Origin of the sequence: Paenibacillus sp. FSL H3-0333, from assembly GCF_038002805.1 — a bacterium.
Classification (GTDB): domain Bacteria; phylum Bacillota; class Bacilli; order Paenibacillales; family Paenibacillaceae; genus Paenibacillus_AQ; species Paenibacillus_AQ silagei.
In genome coordinates this window covers 3,119,809-3,140,256 of sequence record NZ_JBBODG010000001.1, presented here as the reverse complement: position 1 = coordinate 3,140,256, position 20,448 = coordinate 3,119,809, and the positions used below count along the sequence as shown (strand labels likewise).

18 protein-coding genes are annotated in these 20,448 nt (G+C 55.4%); all 18 read right to left on the bottom strand.

The window, feature by feature from the left end; all coding sequences use genetic code 11:
* Window positions 1-83: 83 nt before the first annotated feature.
* The 18 genes from MHH78_RS13695 to MHH78_RS13610 all read right to left on the bottom strand — a co-directional run bounded on the left by MHH78_RS13695 (window position 84) and on the right by MHH78_RS13610 (window position 20,327).
* Window positions 84-623 (bottom strand): RNA 2'-phosphotransferase, encoded by a 540-nt coding sequence (locus MHH78_RS13695; protein WP_341167722.1) that lies wholly within the window; start codon window positions 621-623, stop codon window positions 84-86.
* A gap of 525 nt (window positions 624-1,148) precedes the next feature.
* Window positions 1,149-1,904 (bottom strand): RNA polymerase sporulation sigma factor SigF, encoded by a 756-nt coding sequence (gene sigF / locus MHH78_RS13690; protein ID WP_036727459.1) that lies wholly within the window; start codon window positions 1,902-1,904, stop codon window positions 1,149-1,151.
* Between the two features lie 11 nt (window positions 1,905-1,915).
* Window positions 1,916-2,371 (bottom strand): anti-sigma F factor, encoded by a 456-nt coding sequence (spoIIAB, locus tag MHH78_RS13685; protein ID WP_036727460.1) that lies wholly within the window; start codon window positions 2,369-2,371, stop codon window positions 1,916-1,918.
* On the bottom strand, window positions 2,368-2,721 hold the full coding sequence (spoIIAA, locus tag MHH78_RS13680; RefSeq protein WP_036727462.1) for an anti-sigma F factor antagonist: 354 nt from the start codon (window positions 2,719-2,721) through the stop codon (window positions 2,368-2,370). The genes spoIIAB and spoIIAA overlap by 4 nt, the downstream gene beginning before the upstream one ends.
* Window positions 2,722-2,893: 172 nt before the next feature.
* Window positions 2,894-4,132 (bottom strand): D-alanyl-D-alanine carboxypeptidase family protein, encoded by a 1,239-nt coding sequence (locus tag MHH78_RS13675; RefSeq protein WP_081751241.1) that lies wholly within the window; start codon window positions 4,130-4,132, stop codon window positions 2,894-2,896.
* Between the two features lie 131 nt (window positions 4,133-4,263).
* A complete protein-coding gene (locus tag MHH78_RS13670) occupies window positions 4,264-4,578 on the bottom strand; it encodes a hypothetical protein (protein WP_341167721.1) in 315 nt (104 codons plus the stop codon).
* Between the two features lie 211 nt (window positions 4,579-4,789).
* Window positions 4,790-5,800 carry an acyltransferase family protein gene (locus tag MHH78_RS13665; protein ID WP_341167720.1) on the bottom strand — a complete coding sequence of 337 codons (1,011 nt, stop codon included), beginning with the start codon at window positions 5,798-5,800 and terminating at the stop codon, window positions 4,790-4,792.
* 770 nt (window positions 5,801-6,570) lie between these two features.
* Window positions 6,571-7,533 (bottom strand): ABC transporter ATP-binding protein, encoded by a 963-nt coding sequence (locus MHH78_RS13660; RefSeq protein ID WP_341167719.1) that lies wholly within the window; start codon window positions 7,531-7,533, stop codon window positions 6,571-6,573.
* Window positions 7,530-8,507 (bottom strand): ABC transporter ATP-binding protein, encoded by a 978-nt coding sequence (locus MHH78_RS13655; RefSeq protein ID WP_209870152.1) that lies wholly within the window; start codon window positions 8,505-8,507, stop codon window positions 7,530-7,532. The genes MHH78_RS13660 and MHH78_RS13655 overlap by 4 nt, the downstream gene beginning before the upstream one ends.
* A gap of 106 nt (window positions 8,508-8,613) precedes the next feature.
* Window positions 8,614-9,894: a M20 family metallopeptidase gene (locus MHH78_RS13650; RefSeq protein WP_341167718.1), complete on the bottom strand. Its 1,281-nt coding sequence runs from the start codon at window positions 9,892-9,894 to the stop codon at window positions 8,614-8,616.
* 125 nt (window positions 9,895-10,019) lie between these two features.
* A complete protein-coding gene (locus MHH78_RS13645) occupies window positions 10,020-11,621 on the bottom strand; it encodes an ABC transporter substrate-binding protein (protein WP_076084319.1) in 1,602 nt (533 codons plus the stop codon).
* 142 nt (window positions 11,622-11,763) lie between these two features.
* Window positions 11,764-12,660 (bottom strand): ABC transporter permease, encoded by an 897-nt coding sequence (locus MHH78_RS13640; protein WP_341167717.1) that lies wholly within the window; start codon window positions 12,658-12,660, stop codon window positions 11,764-11,766.
* 30 nt (window positions 12,661-12,690) lie between these two features.
* On the bottom strand, window positions 12,691-13,701 hold the full coding sequence (locus tag MHH78_RS13635; RefSeq protein WP_340752795.1) for an ABC transporter permease: 1,011 nt from the start codon (window positions 13,699-13,701) through the stop codon (window positions 12,691-12,693).
* Window positions 13,702-13,942: 241 nt separating this feature from the next.
* Entirely contained in the window at window positions 13,943-15,469 is a 1,527-nt protein-coding gene (locus MHH78_RS13630) for a PucR family transcriptional regulator (RefSeq protein WP_339310453.1), read from the bottom strand.
* A 1,336-nt stretch (window positions 15,470-16,805) separates the two neighbouring features.
* Entirely contained in the window at window positions 16,806-17,462 is a 657-nt protein-coding gene (locus tag MHH78_RS13625; RefSeq protein WP_076086865.1) for an aspartate/glutamate racemase family protein, read from the bottom strand.
* 181 nt (window positions 17,463-17,643) lie between these two features.
* Window positions 17,644-18,588, bottom strand: a complete 945-nt coding sequence (locus tag MHH78_RS13620; protein WP_341167716.1) for an aminopeptidase — start codon at window positions 18,586-18,588, stop codon at window positions 17,644-17,646.
* A 17-nt stretch (window positions 18,589-18,605) separates the two neighbouring features.
* Entirely contained in the window at window positions 18,606-19,274 is a 669-nt protein-coding gene (locus MHH78_RS13615; RefSeq protein ID WP_341167715.1) for an AroM family protein, read from the bottom strand.
* 102 nt (window positions 19,275-19,376) lie between these two features.
* Window positions 19,377-20,327, bottom strand: coding sequence for a DUF1177 domain-containing protein (locus tag MHH78_RS13610; RefSeq protein ID WP_341167714.1), 951 nt, complete (start codon window positions 20,325-20,327; stop codon window positions 19,377-19,379).
* Window positions 20,328-20,448: the final 121 nt, after the last annotated feature.

Below are 20,448 nucleotides of genomic sequence, written 5' to 3'. Positions count from 1 at the left end.
GTATGAATAAAAGCGTCCCGCGAGCCGTGAACCGGCTGGTTGGGGCGCTTTTGTTGTAATTGGTTGGGGTTGGATAAACTAGGCTACGAGTTAGCAATGAATTCGGGCGGAATATAGTCTGCGAGCCAGATATTATGATTTCCGTGATAGAACTTGATTCCTTCCTGTGCGGCCCGCCCGGCATCGATGGTTAAGATCACAGGACTTGAATCCTTTCGTCCTCCCACCAGCTTCGCTGTATCCGTATCCACCGAGAAATGAACATACTGCCTCTTCATGGGTTTCAGTCCTTCGTGCAGAATCGTCTCCACCCATTGCCTGGCTGTACCGTGGTACAGAATGGGGGGCGGAGTTTCATTTTGCTTGATTATTTTTTGCGGGACAGAGTGACCATACAGCGCCCTGATTCTGCCATCCGCAAGCTCATGCCGCTGCTTATCCGATGCTGCGATCATCTTGTCCAGATCCTCTGCACCGACGGCTTCCCACTTCTTGTCCTGATGCAGCGAGTGGAGCAGTTGCTCGATATCCACCCATCCCTGTGCATCCAATTCCAGTTCATATTCCCACGGTGCGTGACGCAGGGCGTAGGAGACCTCTTTGCTGAGCTTTGCATAATCCACCTGTGTTTAGCCCTCCATAGTCATTTAGCATTGTTGTCAGTATTCAAAATCATCGATTGTTACGAGTTTAGCCTAGTTTAGCATATGTGAAGCTTCCGGTATAACCATGCGCAAGGCTATAGGCGTGCTCCGTCAACAAGCAAAGAGGACTGAGATTCAGCTATGTCTGCGTATGAGCCGGATATGCCGGGGCACGCGGACACAGAATCCGCTATGTGACCAGATTCCGCTTGATTAGGAGCCGGATAGACAAGATAACGGAATCTCAGTCCGTTTCAGGCTCAAAAAGAGACGTTTCGGCCAAATAAGGGAATCTGAGTCCGGTTCGTACAATGATCGGCAGTGAGGGGCATGGTCTCACTTTGAGCGCACGCAAAAAGCCGCCCCTCTAGGAGGCGGCTCCCTTGCACCCGTCACTGTACATCACATACTTAACTCTTGCTAAGCACCACAGCTAACCCGACTGCTGTATCGGACTTACTGAGCTGCGGCAGTATCAGCCGAGACGCGCTGTAACTTCCACTGCTACTGCGCAATCTGCTCGCGGATGTTCGCGAGGATTTTCTTCTCCAGCCTCGACACCTGCACCTGCGAGATGCCGAGGCGGCTGGCGACTTCCGACTGGGTCTGATCGCGGTAATAGCGCAGATACACGATCAGACGCTCGCGCTCGGTTAGCGCACCGATGGCCTCGTTCAAGGCCAGCTTGTCGAACCAGCGCTCCTGCGACTCGTCGGCGATCTGGTCGATCAGCGTGATCGGATCGCCGTCGTTCTCGAAGACGGTCTCGTGGATCGAAGTCGGCGGCTTGTTGGCTTCCTGGGCGAAGACGATTTCTTCGGGCGTGACGCCCAGCGCTTCGGCCACTTCACCGATGGTCGGGAGGCGGTCGAGCGTTTTGGACATCTCATCCTTCATCTTGCGCACCTTGTTGGCCATCTCCTTCAGCGAGCGGCTGACCTTGAGCGTGCCGTCATCGCGGAGGAACCGCTGGATCTCGCCGATAATCATCGGCACTGCATAGGTGGAGAACTTGACCTCATAGCTGAGGTCGAATTTATCAACGGACTTCAGCAGTCCGATACAGCCGATCTGGAACAAATCATCCGGTTCATATCCGCGGTTCATAAACCGCTGCACCACTGACCAGACGAGGCGGATATTGCAGTTGACCAGCGTGTCGCGGGCCGTATGGTCCCCGGCTTGACTGAGCGCGATTAGACGTTTGACCTCCGCATCGTCCAAATAGGTCGGCGGAGCTTTTTTTGATTCTGCATCCATGGCTCCAACCCCTAATTGTATAAAGCTTTTTTTGAGACGATGGTTTTCTTCATGGAGATTGAGGTTCCGCGTCCCGGTTCGCTGATAACCTCGAATTCATCCATGAAATTCTCCATAATGGTGAAGCCCATACCTGACCGCTCCAGCTCCGGCTTCGAGGTATATAGTGGCTGCTGGGCCAGCTCCAGATCCTCAATGCCCCGGCCCTTATCCTCAATCGTCAGATGCACGGTCTCATTCTCAAGCGAAGCGGATATGCTGACAACACCTGCGGGATCACTGTCATAACCGTGAATAATACAATTGGTGACAGCCTCCGAGACTACCGTCTTCAAGTCATTCAGCTCCTCCATCGTCGGGTCGAGCCGGGAGACAAAGGCAGCCACTACCACACGCGCGAACGATTCATTCTCCGACAGCGCAGCAAACTGGACACTCATGAAGTTACGAGCTTCGCTACTAGTCATAACGCGACCTCCAAATCCGAGAGTGCAGCGCTCTCGTCGTCATATAGGGGCATGATTTTGAACAGGCCCGACATTTCCAGCAGGCGCTTCACAGGCGCTGTGGCATCGCAGACTGCCATTTTGCCGCCCTTACTGCGGATCAGCTTGTACCGCCCCAGAATCACTCCGAGACCCGAGCTGTCCATGAACTGCAGCTCCTTCAGACTCAGGATCAGATGCTCCACCTGGCCCCGCATAATCGCTTCATCCATATCCATACGTACATAATCGGCTGCGTGATGGTCCAGTTCCCCGGACAACCGGACAATCAGCACACCCCGGTGATGCTCCATCTCCACATGAGAATTCATGCTTGCCACTCTCCTCTTCGTTGCTTGGACAACCGCCCTGTAACTATTTCTTTCCCCTACAAGGACAAGGTTTCTACACCGCAATTGAGGATTCCTGCCTCACGACAAAACTAGAAGAAAACCCCTAAGAACTTACACAAAGCCCCCGGTTCAATCTACAAAATGCAAGAAATTAATCATTCGTAAACATAGCGCCCGTTGCCCGCTTGAACAGCTTCCACCAGCCCGCCTTGGCTACCGTTTCGCCTGCCTTCAACTCGTATTCCTTCAATACATCGTTCCCCTGGTAGACTACCAGCTTGCCGACCGTCTGACCTTCGGCCACCGGAGCCTTCACCTGCTCATTCAGCACCAGCTCATGGCGGATCCCCTCCTGGGTTACTCCTTTGCGGAGCAGGACACTATAGTCTTCCTTCGCCACCAGCGGGAGCTGCGACTTCACGCCCTTCTCAATCCTCACCGTGCCGATGGTGTCGCCTTCCTTGTGAATCGTATGCAATTTATATTGGGAAAAGAGGTAGTCGAACATCGCCGAGACCTCGCTGTTGCGGGTCTTGGTGTTCGGCTCGCCCAGCACCACCGCTACAGCGCGCAGGCCGTCTCTGGCCGCCGTTGCCGACAGGCAGAACTTCGCTTCGGACGTATATCCCGTCTTCAGCCCGTCAGCCCCCGTGTAGAAGCGCACCAGCTTGTTGGTGTTAACCAGCCAGAACGGCTTGGTGGAGTCCTTGCGCAGGTAATCCTGATAAGAGCCGGTGTATTTGATAATCTGCTCATGCTTCAGCAGCTCCCGGCTAATGACGGCAATATCATGCGCGGAGGAATAATGATTCGCAGCCGGCAGGCCGTTGCAGTTGGCGAAATGAGTATCCTTCAGGCCCAGGTCCTGCGCCTTCTGGTTCATGAGATCGACGAAGGCGCTCTCCGAGCCGGCGATTTTCTCCGCCATAGCTACGGAAGCATCATTGCCGGAGGCCATCGCGATGCCCTTCAGCATATCGTCAACCGTCATTTCTTCACCCGGCTCCAGAAAAATCTGTGAACCGCCCATCGATGCCGCATACTCGCTGGTCCGCACCTTGTCGGTCAGCTGCAGTTTGCCCTCGTCCAGCGCCTCCACCGTAAGCAGCATGGTCATAATCTTGGTAATACTGGCCGGCGGAAGTTTATCATGGCTGTTCTTCTCATAGATGACCGTGCCCGTGCTGGCATCCATAAGAATGGCAGAACGCGCCCCCGGCGCCAGCTCCGCAGCCGCCCCTCCGGCATTGCCGGAATTTGCGGTGCCTTTGGCTTTTTCCTCGGCCCAGGCTCCGGTAGCGCCTCCCAGAACCGATACAGCAATGCACAACACAAGCGTAACATAACGAATTTTCCTCACAATGGTTCCCCTCCTGAACTTAACCTTCATTTCACAGGTACTGTGTTCCAGTTTCGTCAGAATCGCAGGAAATTATTCCATTTCACGCACAAAAAAAAGGGCTTCCCCCGGTATCTTCACAGATACTTGAGAAAGCCGCTTTCCGGTACTGCTATGATAGCCTAGCCGCCGATAGCCAAAGCGCTGAAAATTACAGGACCCACCACTGTAGCAACGGAGCCGACATCCTGGTTCTCTACAATCAGCTGATAGTTCTGGACCCCGGCCGGAACGTTGACATCTACCATATGCAGTGAAATAATACCGTCGTCATTGAAATTCTCCTCCAGCTCTGTCCGAGCGTAGAAGATTTCGGTACCTGCCCGCCAGATGCGGACCAGCACATTGGGCGTATCCAGCGTAACATCCACGCCGATGGTGGCTTTCAGTTCCACCTTATTGGGGAAATGTCCTGGAACTGCGGGATCGATATACACCGATGTTCCTGCAATCTGTATACCAGCCGGAGAAATAGGAACAGGGATGGAGACCCCGTTAGTAACCCGTTAGTAATAGGTGTAACTACGGATGCGTTATAATCCAAAAGTGTTTTGGCCATGCGTTATCACTCCTTTTCATATTCTACTAAAGTATATGAAAGATATGAAAAAGAGCTTGTGCATTTCTATTACTAGTCCCACCTATTTATTAACGTGCGTTGCTATAATTCACTGCCGGACGGCTGCCGCCCTTATGCCCGAGATACAGTCTGGACAATAGAGGTGAGCGCACCGCCCAATTGGCGGCCAGCAGCGGCACCCCCACTCCGATCAGCGTAAAGGGCAACAGCCCGTAATCCGTCCCAAGGAGATATTTGAGCCCGTAATTCAAAGGCAAATGCAGGTACATAATCGCAATGGAGTTACGTCCCAGGCTGCCCATCCAGTCCAGCGGAACAAGCTTCGAGAGACGGTACACAGCGGCGCAGATAGTCAATGAGATGAGCAGCGGCACGGCCAGATCGAGCAGCAGCGAAGTATACTCCTTGTATTTCATATTCAGGCTGTATTGAAGGACACCAGTCCGCTCCAGCAGCAGCACAAGAGCACATAACGGAAGCAGCACCGGCAGCGCCGAATAGCGGCGGATGAGCGAAGGGATCACCTGTTTGCCGTAGAATCCGATCGCATAATAAGTAATGGCGAGCAGGGACACATCTGCATTCCAGGGAAGATTGAAGTTCCTGAGCGCGGTCAGGGAGATGAGATGTGACAGGAGATAAGCAGAAGCGATCAGGAGAAATTGCGTGCGGCGGGAATAACGGACAATGTATCCGAAGAGCAGCTGTGTGAACAGCAGGCAGGTGATGAACCAGAACACCCCGTAAGGACCCGTAAGTGACAGTCCCCCGTAGAGCAGTCTCGCTATATTCTCGGCGAACCCTCGTATACTGAAGTTGAACAGCAGCAGCACGGAAGCAATCAGGAGTCCGTAGGCAAAATAGGGAGTCATCAGCCCCTTGGTCCGTTTGAACGCCCAGCCCAAATACCGCCCGGGTTCAACCGGCTTAAATACAAGTCCGCTAAGCATGAAGAACAAAGGCATCCGGAACCAGGACAGATAATGATTCGCTGCCGCATCGCCGGAGTGGCCCATTACTACAAAAATAATACTGAATCCCTTGGCGGCATCAATCCATAATTGTCGTGGTTTGTTCACGTCTTCCTCCCATCTCCTCCCAAATCAGTTTTAATTTAAAGTAATTATAAAAGGGTTTGTTTTTATTTTCAAATTCCGATGAAATATTTCAGCGTTATTTCTGAAAGGATATTCACTTAACAACGGAGCAAACTCTGTAAAAATAAGTCATTCTGCCTAGACGGGAGACGTTGTCCCATCCGGGTAATAAATAGGGCTAAAGTCCGGCGGTGTTGCCGGTGACGTAGCGGGCAGAAAAAGCGTCTGGTATGGTGCGGGGAAGTAGGAAGCGGGATGCCGAATGTGGTCGGTTTTCCGATTACATTTGGACCACACGCCTCCGCAGCTCCGAATGTGATCGGTTTTCCGATTACATTTGGACCCACGTAACTCGGCAGCGCCGAATGTGGTCGGTTTTCCGATTACATTGGACCCACGCAACTCCGCAGCGCCGAATGTGATCGGTTTTCCGATTACATTGGACCCACGCAACTCGGCAGCGCCGAATATGGTCGGTTTTCCGATTACATTCGGTCCACGGACCTGCGTGCGAGAACAATGTATGCTGTTTTCAGCATACATTAGTCCACGGGCCTGTGTGTGAGCATATTGTATGCTGTTTTCAGCATACATTCGGTCCACGGGCCTGTGTGTGTGCATATTGTATGCTGTTTTCAGCATACATTCGGTCCACTTGTCTTCGCCCGGTCCATTGTATGCTGTTTTCCGCATCCAGCAAAAGCAAAGAGCCACCCGCTGCCGGATGGCCCCTCCTCACACTGCACATATGCTTAATACAAATGACAGGCCACCTGATGGCCTGAGTCCAGCTCCCGCAGCACCGGCGCTTCCGACTTGCAGCGGTCCATCGCATGCGGACAGCGGGGGTGGAAGGCACAGCCTGTGGGCGGAGTCTCAGGGTTCGGAACATCCCCCGTCAGGACGATGCGCTGCTTTTTCAGGCCCGGATTCGGTACCGGAACGGCAGACATCAGCGCCTGGGTATACGGATGCAGCGGCTTCGCGAAGAGTGCCTTCGTCGGCGCCAGCTCGACAATCCGCCCCAGGTACATGACGGCCACCCGGTCGCTGATGAACTTCACGACTGACAGGTCATGCGAGATGAACATATAAGTGAGGCCGTATTGCTCCTGCAGATCCTGCATCAGATTCAGCACCTGGGCCTGGATGGAGACATCCAGTGCCGATACCGGCTCATCGCAGACAATGAACTTCGGATTCAGCGCAAGCGCCCGGGCAATCCCGATCCGCTGCCGCTGGCCCCCGGAGAATTCATGGGGAAAACGGTGGGCCTGATAGGGGGACAGGCCCACCACCTCCATCAGCTGCTCGACCCTGCTCTTCAGCTCTCCGGCGGGAGCTGATCCGTGGGTACGGAGCGGCTCCTCCAGAATGCGCTGGACGGTCCAGCGGGGGTCGAGCGAAGCGTAAGGGTCCTGGAACACCATTTGCATATCGGTACGGAACCTGCGTAGCTGCTCGGTATTCAGGCTGCGCACATCGGTGCCGCCGAATATAATCTCGCCTTCTGTCGGCTCAATCAGCCGCAGAATGGCCCGTCCGGTAGTCGACTTCCCGCAGCCGGATTCTCCGACTACAGCCAGCGTCTCTCCCTGCTCGACGGATAAGGTAATACCGTCAACGGCTTTGACTGCACCGACCTGCTTAGAGAAGAAGCCCTTGCGGATCGGATAATGCTTCTTCAGATTGCGGACTTCCAGTAATGTGGTCATAGTACTCCCTCCTGCTGCAGGATACACCGGCATGTGTGGCCCGGCTGTACCTCAAGCAGCTCCGGGAGCTGCTCCCGGCAGCGGTCCACCGCTACCGGACAACGCGGTGCGAACCGGCAGCCGGGCGGCAGGCTGGCCGGATTCGGCACCTGGCCCGGTATCGAGCTGAGGCGGTCCTCATCCCCCGCCAGCTGGGGCAGGGAAGCCAGCAGCCCTTGAGTATACGGGTGCAGCGGCTGGCTATACAGGGTAGCCACATCCGTCTCCTCGACGATCTGACCCGCGTACATGATGACGACCCGGTCACACATCTCGGCAACGACCCCCAGATCATGCGTGATCATCAGGATCGACATGCCCTCGTTCTTTTGCAGATCCCGCATCAGATCAAGGATCTGCGCCTGAATCGTCACATCCAGCGCTGTCGTCGGCTCATCGGCTATGAGCAGCTGAGGATTGCAGACCATCGCCATTGCAATCATCACCCGCTGCCGCATCCCGCCGGAGAGCTGATGGGCATACTGCTGGGCAATTTTCTCGGGGCGGGGAATTCCCACCTTGCGCAGCATCTCTACTGCCCGGGCGTCTGCTTCCTTCTTGCTCAGCTTCAGATGGTAACGGGCGGATTCGGAGATCTGGCGCCCGATCTTGAACACCGGATTCAGCGAGGTCATCGGCTCCTGAAAAATCATCGCAATCCGGTTCCCCCTGATATTCCGCACCTCATTCATCGACATTTCCAGCATATCCTTGCCCTCGAAGCGGATCTGGCCGGAAGCAATCCGGCTGATCCGTTTGGGCAAGAGCTGCATGATTGAGAGTGAGGTAATGCTTTTGCCGCAGCCCGATTCGCCTACAATGCCCAGTGTCTCTCCCTTGCGCACTGACAGACTGATGCCGTCCACCGCACGGATTGTACCCGCCGCTGTCTGAAACTCGGTGCATAGCCCTGATACTTCCAGCAGTTCTGTCATGATTGCCCCTCCCTTCTTCATCCCCACAAAGTGATGCTTAGCTCCGAAGATTATTCAGGTACTTTGCGGGGGCCCCAAAAACAAAATAAAGTATCTTACGAAGTCATTAGTTCTCTTCTTCTACGCCCAGATATTTAAGCGCCGTTAAAGCATACACCTTCGCACACTGGATAATCTGCCAGACAGGAGCTTTCTCGTTGAAATTATGAATGGTTGACAGCTCGGCCGGTCCGTATTGCAGCACGGGAATGTTATGAGTGCGGAAATGGCGTGCATCGCTGGAAGCCCATTGCAGCACACCGTAGGCCTCTTCCCCGCTTACCTCACAGATACTCTCAACCAGATCCATGACCACCGGCTCCTCATTGGAGGTCCAGTTGGCATTGCCCTGGAAGCCGAAGCCCTTCACCTCCGATTCAATGCCGGCTTCAAGCAGCAGGGAGCGGGCACGGTCCAGCACATCCCGGTAGTCTACCCCGAAGGGTACGCGGGAATCGACCTGAATCGTGCAGCGGTCCGCCACTACGTTCACTTTGGTTCCGCCCTGAATCGTTCCGATGTTGACCGTCACATGGTCGAATACCTGATAGGCGAGGGAATCTTCTTCTTCGCTGCCCTTCACGTAATCCTGCGAGATGCGAATAATCTCCTGAACTTCCTCGGGAATGTCCACTTTGATATCCCATAGCCGCTGTAAGGCTTCAATCCCTTTGGCGGCCTTCACAATGGCGCTGTCTCCAACCACAGGCGACAAGCTGCCGTGACCCGGTGTGCCTTCCACGGTGAATTCGAACCAGCAGCTGCCCTTTTGCCCGATGGTCGGGTTCAGCGGGCCGGAAGGCTCGGCAATCACAGCAGCGGTTCCGGTAATCAGGCCGCGCTCCAGCACCCAGGGAACCCCGAGGTGACCGCCGGTCTCTTCATCAGGCACGATCAGCAGGGACAGATCCCCTTTTAGCGGAACGCCCAGCTTCGACAGCAGTGCAGTGACGTAGATTAACCCGGCCAGGCCCGCTTTCATATCCGAAGCGCCTCTGCCCAGCAGATAGCCGTCCACAATATCGCCGCAGAACGGATCGAAATCCCAGCGCGAGCGGTCTCCCGCCGGAACGACATCGGTATGTCCGCAGTAAATCAGCTTTTTGCCGGTGCGCTCCTCCGCGCCTGCGCCCAGTGTGGACACCAGATTGAACATGGTTTCGGTGGCCGGATAGATCGCGGTATCGATACCGGCTTCTTTCAGATAACCAATAATATAAGCGCTGATCTCCCGTGAATCGCCCGGCGGATTCTCCGAAGGGTAACGGATCAGCTGAGAGCAGAGCGCAAGCAGTTCCTCCTGCCCGGCATCAATGGCTTCCAGCACTTTGCTTTTCCAGTCTGTCATGGGTTACGAATTCTCCTTTGTGTTCCAGGCTGCACGCCTTGCGGCTGGCAGGAGGAACTGTGAATTTGTGACAAAGAAGAGGGACAAGGCCTAAGGCCTGCCCGCTCTCTTTTAGCCAAACCTGCTTATTCTGTAATCGACAGCGGATAGAAGCGGATGACTTCGTCCGGGTAGAAGGCGTAGCCGCTGATCTTATTGCTCATTCCGACAATGCGGTTATACTCGTAGAGATACGCCCAAGGTGCTTCTGTCGTGATGATTTCCTGAGCCTGCTTGTAGAGCTCTGTGCGCTTCGCCGTATCTGTCTCCAGGTTCGCCTGCTCCCACAGCTTGTCTACTTCAGCATTCTGGTAGTTGATGTAGTTGGAAGAGCCCTTGCCGTACAGCAGGAAGCCGAGGTGATAGCCAGGATCATTGACGAAGGAAGTCCATTTGGAGATATAAGAGGTCAGATTATTGGTCTTCTGCTGCTCCAGGAACTGTGCGCGGGCCAGCTTGTTGATCTTCATGTTGACTCCGATTTTGGCCAGCTCAGCCTGGATCAGGACCGCATCATCTTCCCAGTCATCGAAGCCGGAGCCCAGCGTGAAGTCGAAGTCAAAGCCCTTCTCATAGCCTGCTTCCTTCAGCAGTGCCTTGGCCTTGTCCAGATTGTACTCATACACATAGCCTGCATCGGTGAAGCCCGGCGTGTTGCTGGCTACCGCACTCTTCATCTGCTTGGCCTGGCCGTACATCACCCCGCTCAGCAGCTGATCGTAAGGAATCGCATAGTTGATCGCCTGACGGACTTTTACATTGTCGAACGGCTTGACTTTGTTGTTCATGGCGAAGAACAGAATCCGGTTACTTGCATTGGAAGCAACGGTCAGCGCCTTATTGGTCTCAAGCGTTGACACATCCTTCGGAGGAATCTCAATCGCCATGTCTACATCGCCTTTACCCAGCAGCAGCACGCGGTTCGAAGCTTCCTTGGTGAACTTCAGGGTTACCTTGCCGAGGCTTGGCGCACCCTGCCAGTAGCTGTCATTAGCTGTGAAAACAGCTTCGGTAGCCGGGTCCCACTTCGTAAGCTTGAACGGGCCGGAACCGGCGGCATTCGTCTTCAGGTAGTCTGCACCCTGTGCTTCTACCGTCTTCTGGTCCACGATGGAGAAGGTGTACATCGCCAGAATCTGCAGGAAATTATGATTGGCATTAGTCAGAGTAACTTCAACGGTCGAAGCGTCTTTTACCGTCACTGATTTAATTGAAGCCATGCCGTAGAGGAAGCTGCCGGAGCTCGACTTCGCCACACGTTCAAAAGAGTACGCTACCGCCTCGGCATCCACCGGATTGCCGCTCTGGAAGCTCACGCCGGATTTCAGCTTGAACGTATACACCGTGTTGTCAGCATTCACTTCCCAGCTCTCTGCGAGCATGGGCTTGATGTCTTCGGTATTGGCGATGCTGGCGCCATTCTCGGTCTTGATGCCGTAGGTGACCAGCTGATCATAAGCGGCCAGCACAAGCGTATCGGAGGTCAGATCATTAGCTTCCGCCGGGTCGAGCGTGGTGCCGCCCTCGGAATAGGCCACCGTAAGGTTCTTTTTGACCGGGGCTGCTGTTGCTGCAGTATCCGTTCCTGCCGAAGTGGCAGCTGGGGTCTGCGGATTGGCGCTGCTGGCGCATCCGGCAAGCATGATTGAAAAAGCGACGAGTGTGGACAACAGTTTAACTTTTTTCATCGATAATTCCTCCCTTTTCTATATCCTGCCTGCATAACAACTACTTGTGCTGCTGATGATTGTCTGCCGCTTGCGCTCCAGCTGACGTTAATCTATCTATCTCTATCGGGACGGGCGGCCTTGGGGAATCCCCCTGCTCGCCTCATTTCCCCGAACGCAACCGCGGGTCAAGCACATCCCGGAAGCCGTCTCCGAGGAGGTTGAAGCCTAAGATGGAGGTGGCAATGCCGAGGCCTGGAAAAGTAACCAGCCACCATTGCCCGGAAATGATATATTCCCGGCCTTCGGAGATCATCGCGCCCCATTCGGCAATCGGAGGTCTGACCCCAAGCCCCAGGAAGCTGAGACTGGACGCGGTCAGGATGGCGAAGCCCATCCCGAGCGTAGCCTGCACCATTAGCGGCGCCAGAGCATTCGGCAGAATATGCCGGTACAGAATGACTCTATCCTTCACACCAATGGCCCGGCTGGCTTCGATATACTCCTTCTCCCGCAGAGAGACCGTCTGGCCGAACATCAGCCGGGCGAATTCGGGAATGCCGACAATGCCGACGGCGATCATTGCGCTGCTGAGTCCGGCGCCGATCGAGGCGGCAATCGCCATAGACAATACCAGTGACGGGAAGGACAACAATACATCCATGACCCGCATGATGATGGTTCCGGTCCGGCCGCCGTAGTAAGCGGCAATCCCGCCCAGCGGCATCCCGATCAGGAAGGAGATCGAGACCGCGATCAGGCCGGTCCAGATGCTGATCCGTGCGCCGTACAGCACCCGGCTGAGGATATCCCGGCCGAAGTTGTCGGTTCCGAACCAATGGCTGCCGGAGGGCGGCTGCAGCTTATTCGCCATATCTGTGACGAACGGATCATGCGGAGCCAGCCAGGGGGCGAAAATGGCTACCACGGTCCAGATCAGGATGAAGGTCAGCCCGATGGCCGCCAGGCGGTTGTGCAGCAGCAGGGATAATAGGGTCCGCGGCTTGGCCAGTGCGGGCTTCGCCGGGCTGCCCTGTGCTGAATGTGCTGCAGTGCTCACAAGCAATCTCCTCCTCTCACACAAGCTGTTCTATTCATAACGGATTCTCGGGTCAATGAACCCGTAGATCAGGTCGACCGCCAGGTTAATTCCGCAGTAGAGCACGGCACTGACCAGGGTGAACGCCTGGATCGGCGCGTAATCCGCTGCCAGTATGGAGTCGGTGACATAGCCGCCGATTCCCGGCCAGGAGAAGATCGTCTCTGTGATGACCGCGCCGCCCATCAGGAAGCCGAACTGGAGTCCGAGTACCGTTAGCGTGGGAATCAGCGCATTAACCAGTGCGTGCTTGTAGATGACGGCCGATTCCCGCAGCCCTTTGGCCCGGGCGGTGCGGACGAAGTCCTGATCGACCACCTCCAGCATGCTGGAGCGGGTCATCCGGGCGATGATCGCCATCGTACCGGTACTGAGGCAGATCGCCGGAAGCACGAGATGCGCGAGGCTGCTTTTAAGTGCAGCGGTGTCGCCGGAGAGTATACTGTCCAGCACGTACAGCCCAGTGATATGCACAGGCGGGTTGAGGTCCCCGCTGATCCGGCCCATCGGTGCCGGTGCCCAGCCCAGAATAGAGTAGAAGATATAGATGAACATCAGTCCGAGCCAGAAGATCGGCACACAAGCACCTATCAGGGAAAATACACGCGAGATGTGATCCAGTAGCGATTCCTTACGGGTAGCGGCCACAATGCCTACCGGAATGGCGATTAGAACCGCAATCAGGATGCTGGCCAGGGTCAGCTCAATCGTAGCCGGGAAGCGTGAGGCCAGGTCGCTGGCGACCGAATGTCCGGTGTGATAGGCATAGCCGATATCGCCTTGCAGCAGTTGCCCGATGTAAGCGAAGAACTGGATATACAGCGGCTTGTCCAGCCCCATATCCTGGCGGATCTTGTTCACAATCTCCTCCGGAGCCTGCTCTCCGGCCAGCATAATCGCAGGATCGCCCGGCAGGACTCTCGACAGAATGAAGGTGATGACGATAATGCCGAGCAAGGCTGGAATCATCTGCACAAGTCTTTTTAATGTATAAGCAAACAATGAATCAACCCCCTTACGACTTCGACTGCTGTGCCTCTGTGACGGAATTCCGCTCTCATGTCAGGTAATACGTGTATGCTGTGTCTTATTAAAGTGTTGAGCTAATTCTACATAGAATTTCACAGCCCCTCTACGTCCCGTTCAGCTAAAAAAATGCACAACCGTTTGTCGATTGTGCACTATCAAGGACTATGAATGTTAGATTTACTCACACGACATTCCAGAAATCTGCCAAAGCGCCCTATTTTTCCTGGAGGTAATAGTAAATCAGGCACAAATGGCAGACGAACTGTTCGCGCGGATCATTCAGATCGAAGCCGGTGATATCCCGAATCCGCTCCAGCCGGTATTTGACTGAATTGCGGTGGATATAGAGGCTGTTCGCCGTCTCAATCAGACTACCCCGGCACTCCAGATAATGATAGAAGGTCAGCAGCATATTGCTGTCATGCTCCTGGTCATATTGCAGCAGCTTGCCCAGCTTGCGCTCGAACAGCTTCTCGAACCCCGGACCGCCCAGCCCCTCCAGCAGATGATAGACCTCCATCTCTTCGTAGCGGGTAATCCCGCCGGGGCCTTGTCCGAGTCTTCTGGAGATGGACAGTGCTTTGCGCGCCTCGTTATAGCTGGTGTGGATGTCCCAGAGATATTCCGAGGTGCCGATACCGCAGCGGTAACTGCTTAAGCCTTCTGCCTTGTCCTGTAGCCAGCCGCTCAGCGTCTTCTCCCACGGCTCCTCCGCGTCACCGCCCGGCGTGAACCTGCGCCCCTCCTGCGTAGGCAGGAACAGCACCGCCCGGCTCGAACGGTACTCGGCGTGCGGCGTGACGCCGCGCTTCTTCGCCTCCCGCTCCAGCAGCCGGTTCACCGTCTCCTCGCTCGGCGCCGTCTCCCCTTCGATGACGGCCACCTCCCACTTGTGCTCCGGATTCATCCCGAGCTGGCGGGCCCGCCGCTGCACCTCATGCCTCGACGGCAGCGGCGGGGTCAGCAGCTCATCGATGAAGTTGCCGCGCAGCCGGAATTCCGTATCCTCGGCTACCTTACGCCGCATTATTTCAAGGGCAAAAACAAGCCGGGCTTGCTCGATGCCCACCTCCTCCATATCATCCAGCCGCTCCTTGTCCACGAGCAGCCGGGCGACCGTCCGGCGGTCCACATGGATGTTCCAGCTAAGCGGAGAGTCGCTCTGGGTCCAGTCATAGTCTGCCGGGGAGGATACGATAATCTTCCGCTCCGTATCCACGAGTGCCACCGGGGCCTTAAGGAACTCGGCCACACTGTCGCTGACCGCCTGAATGCCGCTGTTCTCCAGCACCATAGTGGTCAGCGTGCGGTAGACCTCCTCCGCCCGGCGCAGCAGCATCGCCTGCCGTCCCAGCAGCAGCTCCATCACCGGCTGGGTGATATCCGTGTACGGAATCTCGGGCGGGATCTCCACAATCGGCAGACCGCAGGCATTGCTGGCCTCGATGGCCCCCTGGGGGATCTCCTTCAGGAAGCGGGCCGGCTTGATCGCCAGCGCCGCTGCGCCCAGATTATCAAGCGTATAGATCACCTCAGTCAGCAGCGAAGGATCATGGCGGATCGAATAGGCTGTCGTCAGCAGCATCACCCCTTCGCTGATCCAGCCTTTCAGATCCGGAACCTCCATAATATCCACGAACCGGACCACCCGGTCCAGCCCTTGCTCTCCGCTGATGACCTTCGCTTTCCCAAGAACCGAGAGCTCCATTAGCTCCCGCAGCGTAATTCCTCGTGTATTCACCCTTCCGCCTCCCTCTGCTGTCTTCAGTATTTCATGATTTTTCCTGAAATATGCCACATCTCTGCCGCCAGCCCACTTTTTGCGTTCCCGCTAGTTTATCAGAGATTCCCGCCGAGCCACAGGAAATTGATATCCAGTTACGGCAGATTTTCGGTGTGAAAGCGCATTAGGAAGAAATTGGATGGCGTTAGATGGATCGGAAGCGGTTTTGGGGGAGGTAGTTCGGAAGGAGTGAGAGACCGTAAGAGAGCGATAGAGGGGGCCATTGGGAGCTGGTGAGAGGGACTGGTGGATTGAGGAGTGTATGGGCGGATCAGAGGGATTTATCCCTTTAATTTCGAGCGGCGGGCGCGTTTCGCGAGATTCAGAGGGATTTATCCCTTTGATTTCAGGCGGCGGGCGTGTTTCGCCGGATTTAGAGGGATTTATCCCTTTGATTTCAGGCCGCGGGCGCGTTTCGCGAGATTCAGAGGGATTTATCCCTTTGATTTCAGGCGGCGGGCACGTTTCGCCGGATTTAGAGGGATTTATCCCTTTGATTTCGAACGGCAGATGTATGCAGATATGTTACCTATGGCTAAGTGCTCTAACCAAATTAGTTACTCTACACCTTCTGGCTATTTCCCATTCCATAGCGCTGCATCATACTCCCTATGTACCTGACCAACTATAATTTACCAGATTGCTCTCCTCACTAACTATTCTGTTCAGTACGGCTAAGCTTAACGATTCAACGGATCTGTAACTAACTATTCCCTAATTTATCTCCCCTCCCATTCACTGAACACAATAAATGCCAAATGTTACTCAAAAGATACTCATCCACGCCGCCCCACTCTCCTGCTTCCCCAAAGCTCTCCCCCGCCAATACTCCCCCCATAGTCAATCTGCCCAATTCAGGGGCACTAATGCTCCTCATTCGCTCCCTTTGCCCACTTTCGCTGAATTCAGGGGCACTAGTGCTCCTCATTCGCTCCCTTTGCCCACTTTCGCTGAATTCAGGGGCACTAGTGCTCCTCATTCGCTCCCTTTGCCCACTTTCGCTGAATTCAGGGGCACTAATGCTCCTCATTCGCTCCTTTTGCCCGCTTACGCCGAATTCAGGGGCACTTGTGCTCCTCTAATCCCCTATAACCACAAACAAGCGTCCCCCGGGCTTGAGCCAGGAGGAGCGCTTTAAGGAGATCATAGCTATTAGTTTGCCACACATTAGTTTTCACGCATTAGTTTTCACGCATTACTTGCCACACATCGCCTATACACGTAGTCTGCACCACACTCACAGCAACGGCGGGTCTCAGCAAATTGCAAAGCCTGCCCAACACAAAATGCCATTCTATATGCGATGCACAGCTCCTGCACCAGAGGCTGACGCAGCAGCAGCGGCACCAAGGCAGAGTATGGGATCGAACGCCCGAATGCCGAGCTGTTCTTCCAGCTCCGCTGCCAGGCCGATGGTGGCGAAGCCTGTGCACGCCAGCACAAGGGCTTCGGCGCCGCGTTCTACGAGCCGGGCAGCACCTGCAAGCGCGCCTGCGCGTCCGGCGGGTGTGTTCAGATCCAGCGTGGTTGTCACGCCGTCGGGGCGGTCCATGCCAACGTAGGCATCGCCGAGAATGCTGCGGATAAGCGGCGGCACCTCTTCCAGAATCGTCAGCACCCCCACCCGGTTGCTGTAAGCCATAGCCATATGGGCCGCGCAGGAGCCCGCTCCCAGCACAGGAACATTCACCACTGCTCTGGCTTCCAAGAGTGCCGGATCGGCAGCACAGCTGATGCCGATAGCCGTGCATCCCTGCTGCTCCAGTTCCCCGGCAAGCCTTATAATCTTCGGAATGGATTCCGCCTCTGTCTGCGCATCATACACACCCTGAGGCTGATCCGGGATGCAGCGGCTCATCACCGGCAGACCATACCGCCGCTCAATTAGATCCCCATGTAACTGAATTGCAGAGCTCTCCTGCAATGTAATAACACGTATGATTCCAAGCATCCTGTCTCCTCCTGATCCGCCTTGATTTAGTTACCGCAAAAGCATAACCAGCCGCCCTATTTCAAACGTAAACAGCAATAGCAGCCGGAAATCCAAAGGTTCACTACAGTGGCGATTGCGCCCACCGTCCAAATCTGTGGTGCGGCTTATTTAACCTTGCAATCAGCAGCTTCCATTCTGCTTACAGTAGTTCCCCAGCCTGCATAATCAGCTTGTTGTCGATATACACATCCGGCTTCATGACCACAGCATCAATATGCACGCCAGCCGCAACGACCCCGCCGAACGTATTATTGCTGCCAAAAGCAACATGGATCGTCCCGTACACCTTCTCATCTTCCAGCACCACGCCTGTAATCCGGGCCTTGTTATTGGTCCCGATGCCGAATTCACCCAGCAGCCGACCATCGCCATCGCCAAGCATGTCCAGCAGCTTGCCGCCATGCTCCCCGTCGGCATGGATCAGCCGTCCATCTTCCACGGTCAGCACCATCGGGCCATCCAGTGCGCCAATCCCTGCTACCGAGCCATCCACCTTAATCTGGCCGCTAGCTGTGCCTTCCAGCGGTGCAATATAAGCTTCACCGGAGGGCAGATTGCCTGACTCTCCCGGATTCAGATATAATCCGGTGCTAAGGATGCCCTCGCGGCCGTCAATGGAGAAGGTGAGCGCAAGCCCCTCCTTCTCCACGCGCACCCGGCTGCCCGCAGACAGCAGCGCAGCAACCTGCTCGGTCAGCGCCTTCACCTGCCCATAATCCGCAGTGATCGCGCCGTGGCTGAACATATCATCGGTGATCCCCGGCATGGTCGCTACCCGGGTTCCCGCTGCGGCTGCCTGCTTACGCGCCGCCGTATGTGTCATCGAGTGGGTCGTGATGCATACGGCCACATCTGCCTTAGCCATAGCTTCGGCAACGGGAGCCGGAGGCTCCTCCCCCGATCTGCTCCGCGGCTGCATAACCAGCAGCATTGATTCCGCTCCCAGCCTTTTGCCCGCCTCATAGACCGACTCGGCCAGATCACGCTTATCATCGTCGGCTACTACAGCCAGCAGTTCTCCGCTGGCAAGCCCGAGACAATCCTTAAGAACATTCATGCTAATTCCAATTCTTGCTTCACTCATCTTCATTTCCTCCCGAATTACACCATTTCTGCTATCAGCTTGCCCATCAGGGCATTGGACAGCACGGCGGGCACTCCTGCGGAGGCCGCCCACTGTCTATGCTGCTCCACATATCCCATACAGTCAAGCACTAACACATCCGCATGACCGCTCAGACGCTCTGCTGCGGCGCGAAAATCCGCTTCCGTACCCGTATAAGGTGAAGCCGCAGCGAACGGCAGCCTGGCTCCGGCGCCAGCGAATTTCTCAATCATTGCGTCCTCCTGCTCCGACAAAGGGCCAATCAGTCCCAGACGACGCCCGTCCAGCATCGCCTGCACGACCGGAGGAATGATCCGGTCCGGCTCAATCAGATGGGCAGCAGACGTATGCAGTCCCGGAAAAACTCCCGTACACGCCAGCAGGATCGTCCGAATCCCAGCGGCTTCCATAGCATCAATCTTCCCTTGGAGAACGGACTGTATCCGCTCCCGCGAGATTACCGCAGCGGACCCGTCCGCCATGCGGGTGGTCAGCACATACTCTCCCGGCCCTGGACTGTAGAATTCACGCACCTGTTCAGCCGTGAACCCGTCCAGCACCCCGGACTGAACCATTCCCGCCTTGCCTTCCAGATATTTCTCAATGATGGGCGCGACATCCTGCCTGGGTGCTTGCCCAATCGTAATCAGCCCGATATTCTTCATGCGCTTCCCTCCTCTGCTGTCTTGCCTGCTTCTGCTACCCCCAGTGATTGCAGAGCAGGCGCTGAAGGAAATTCAGCGCCTACCTGCAATACCAATATCCAGTTATTGAGAGGTGACTGCCGGTTTGCCCAGCGTCTGCAGCACGCTCATGGAGCCGTACAGCTCGGTAATCTTCGCAAACTCTGCTTCGTTGTAGAAGGAGCATGTCCCCTGCGTTACTTCCTTGGCCGTCTCGATAGCAAAACGCACCGCCTGAGCAATATCCACCTCATGGCTGGCACCGGTACCACAACCCGGAACCATAGACTGGGCAGTAATCGCGAGGCCCACCACCGGAGCAGAGGTAGCTACCGCAGGCTGAAGAATGGAATTGATATGATACAGCCCGTTGCCGTAAGGGGTAATATCCTGAGTCGTCACCGGAAAAGTAACCGGGTACTGCCCGGTCGTCATTTCCTTGATCCGCAGCAAATCTTCGCTAACCCGCAGAATATAGCCTTCTTTGACCGTCGGTGAGATGGCGATCCCTTTGTGGTTGACCACACGGTTGCCTTTGGTCGTATCAATCGATAGAACCGCTTCCATCTCCGGCAGCACTTCATGCTCATTCATCTGCAGAATATCTACAGGGGAATCCATGAAATCCACCGGCTCGTGCGGCAGGGTCGGCGCATCCGGGCAAATATGGGTGGTAACCAGCACATCCCCCAGCAGCACATCCCCTTTGGTCTGCATGTCTGCCAGCTTCAGCGCAGAAGCAATCGCCGCTACCGCACCGTCAGCATCAGAGACCAGGCCAATTCGGCTCGGGCGCGCCCCGATACCCCCCAGTCTGCCGACAATACCGAACGTTGGGGCAGATCCGCCGCCAAGCTTGCCTTCGCTGCCAGGGATCATGATTTTAACGAATTCTGTGCTGCCCTTCTCCCCTTCCACCTTCTGAATCTCAACCTTAACCGCAGGATATTCTGCGAATAACTGCTTGACCTGCTTACCGTTAACATAAGCGCTGTCCAGTGCGTTCAAGACTGTAATCGTTTGATGAAGTGCCATTCTAATTCCTCCCCGGATGCATGCTCATGTTTGTCATGTTTGCATTTATACTATCTCATCCGGCAAAATGTCCACAATGTACCGTCCTGCCAAACTGGAACAGCATTTCTTGTCCTTTGCA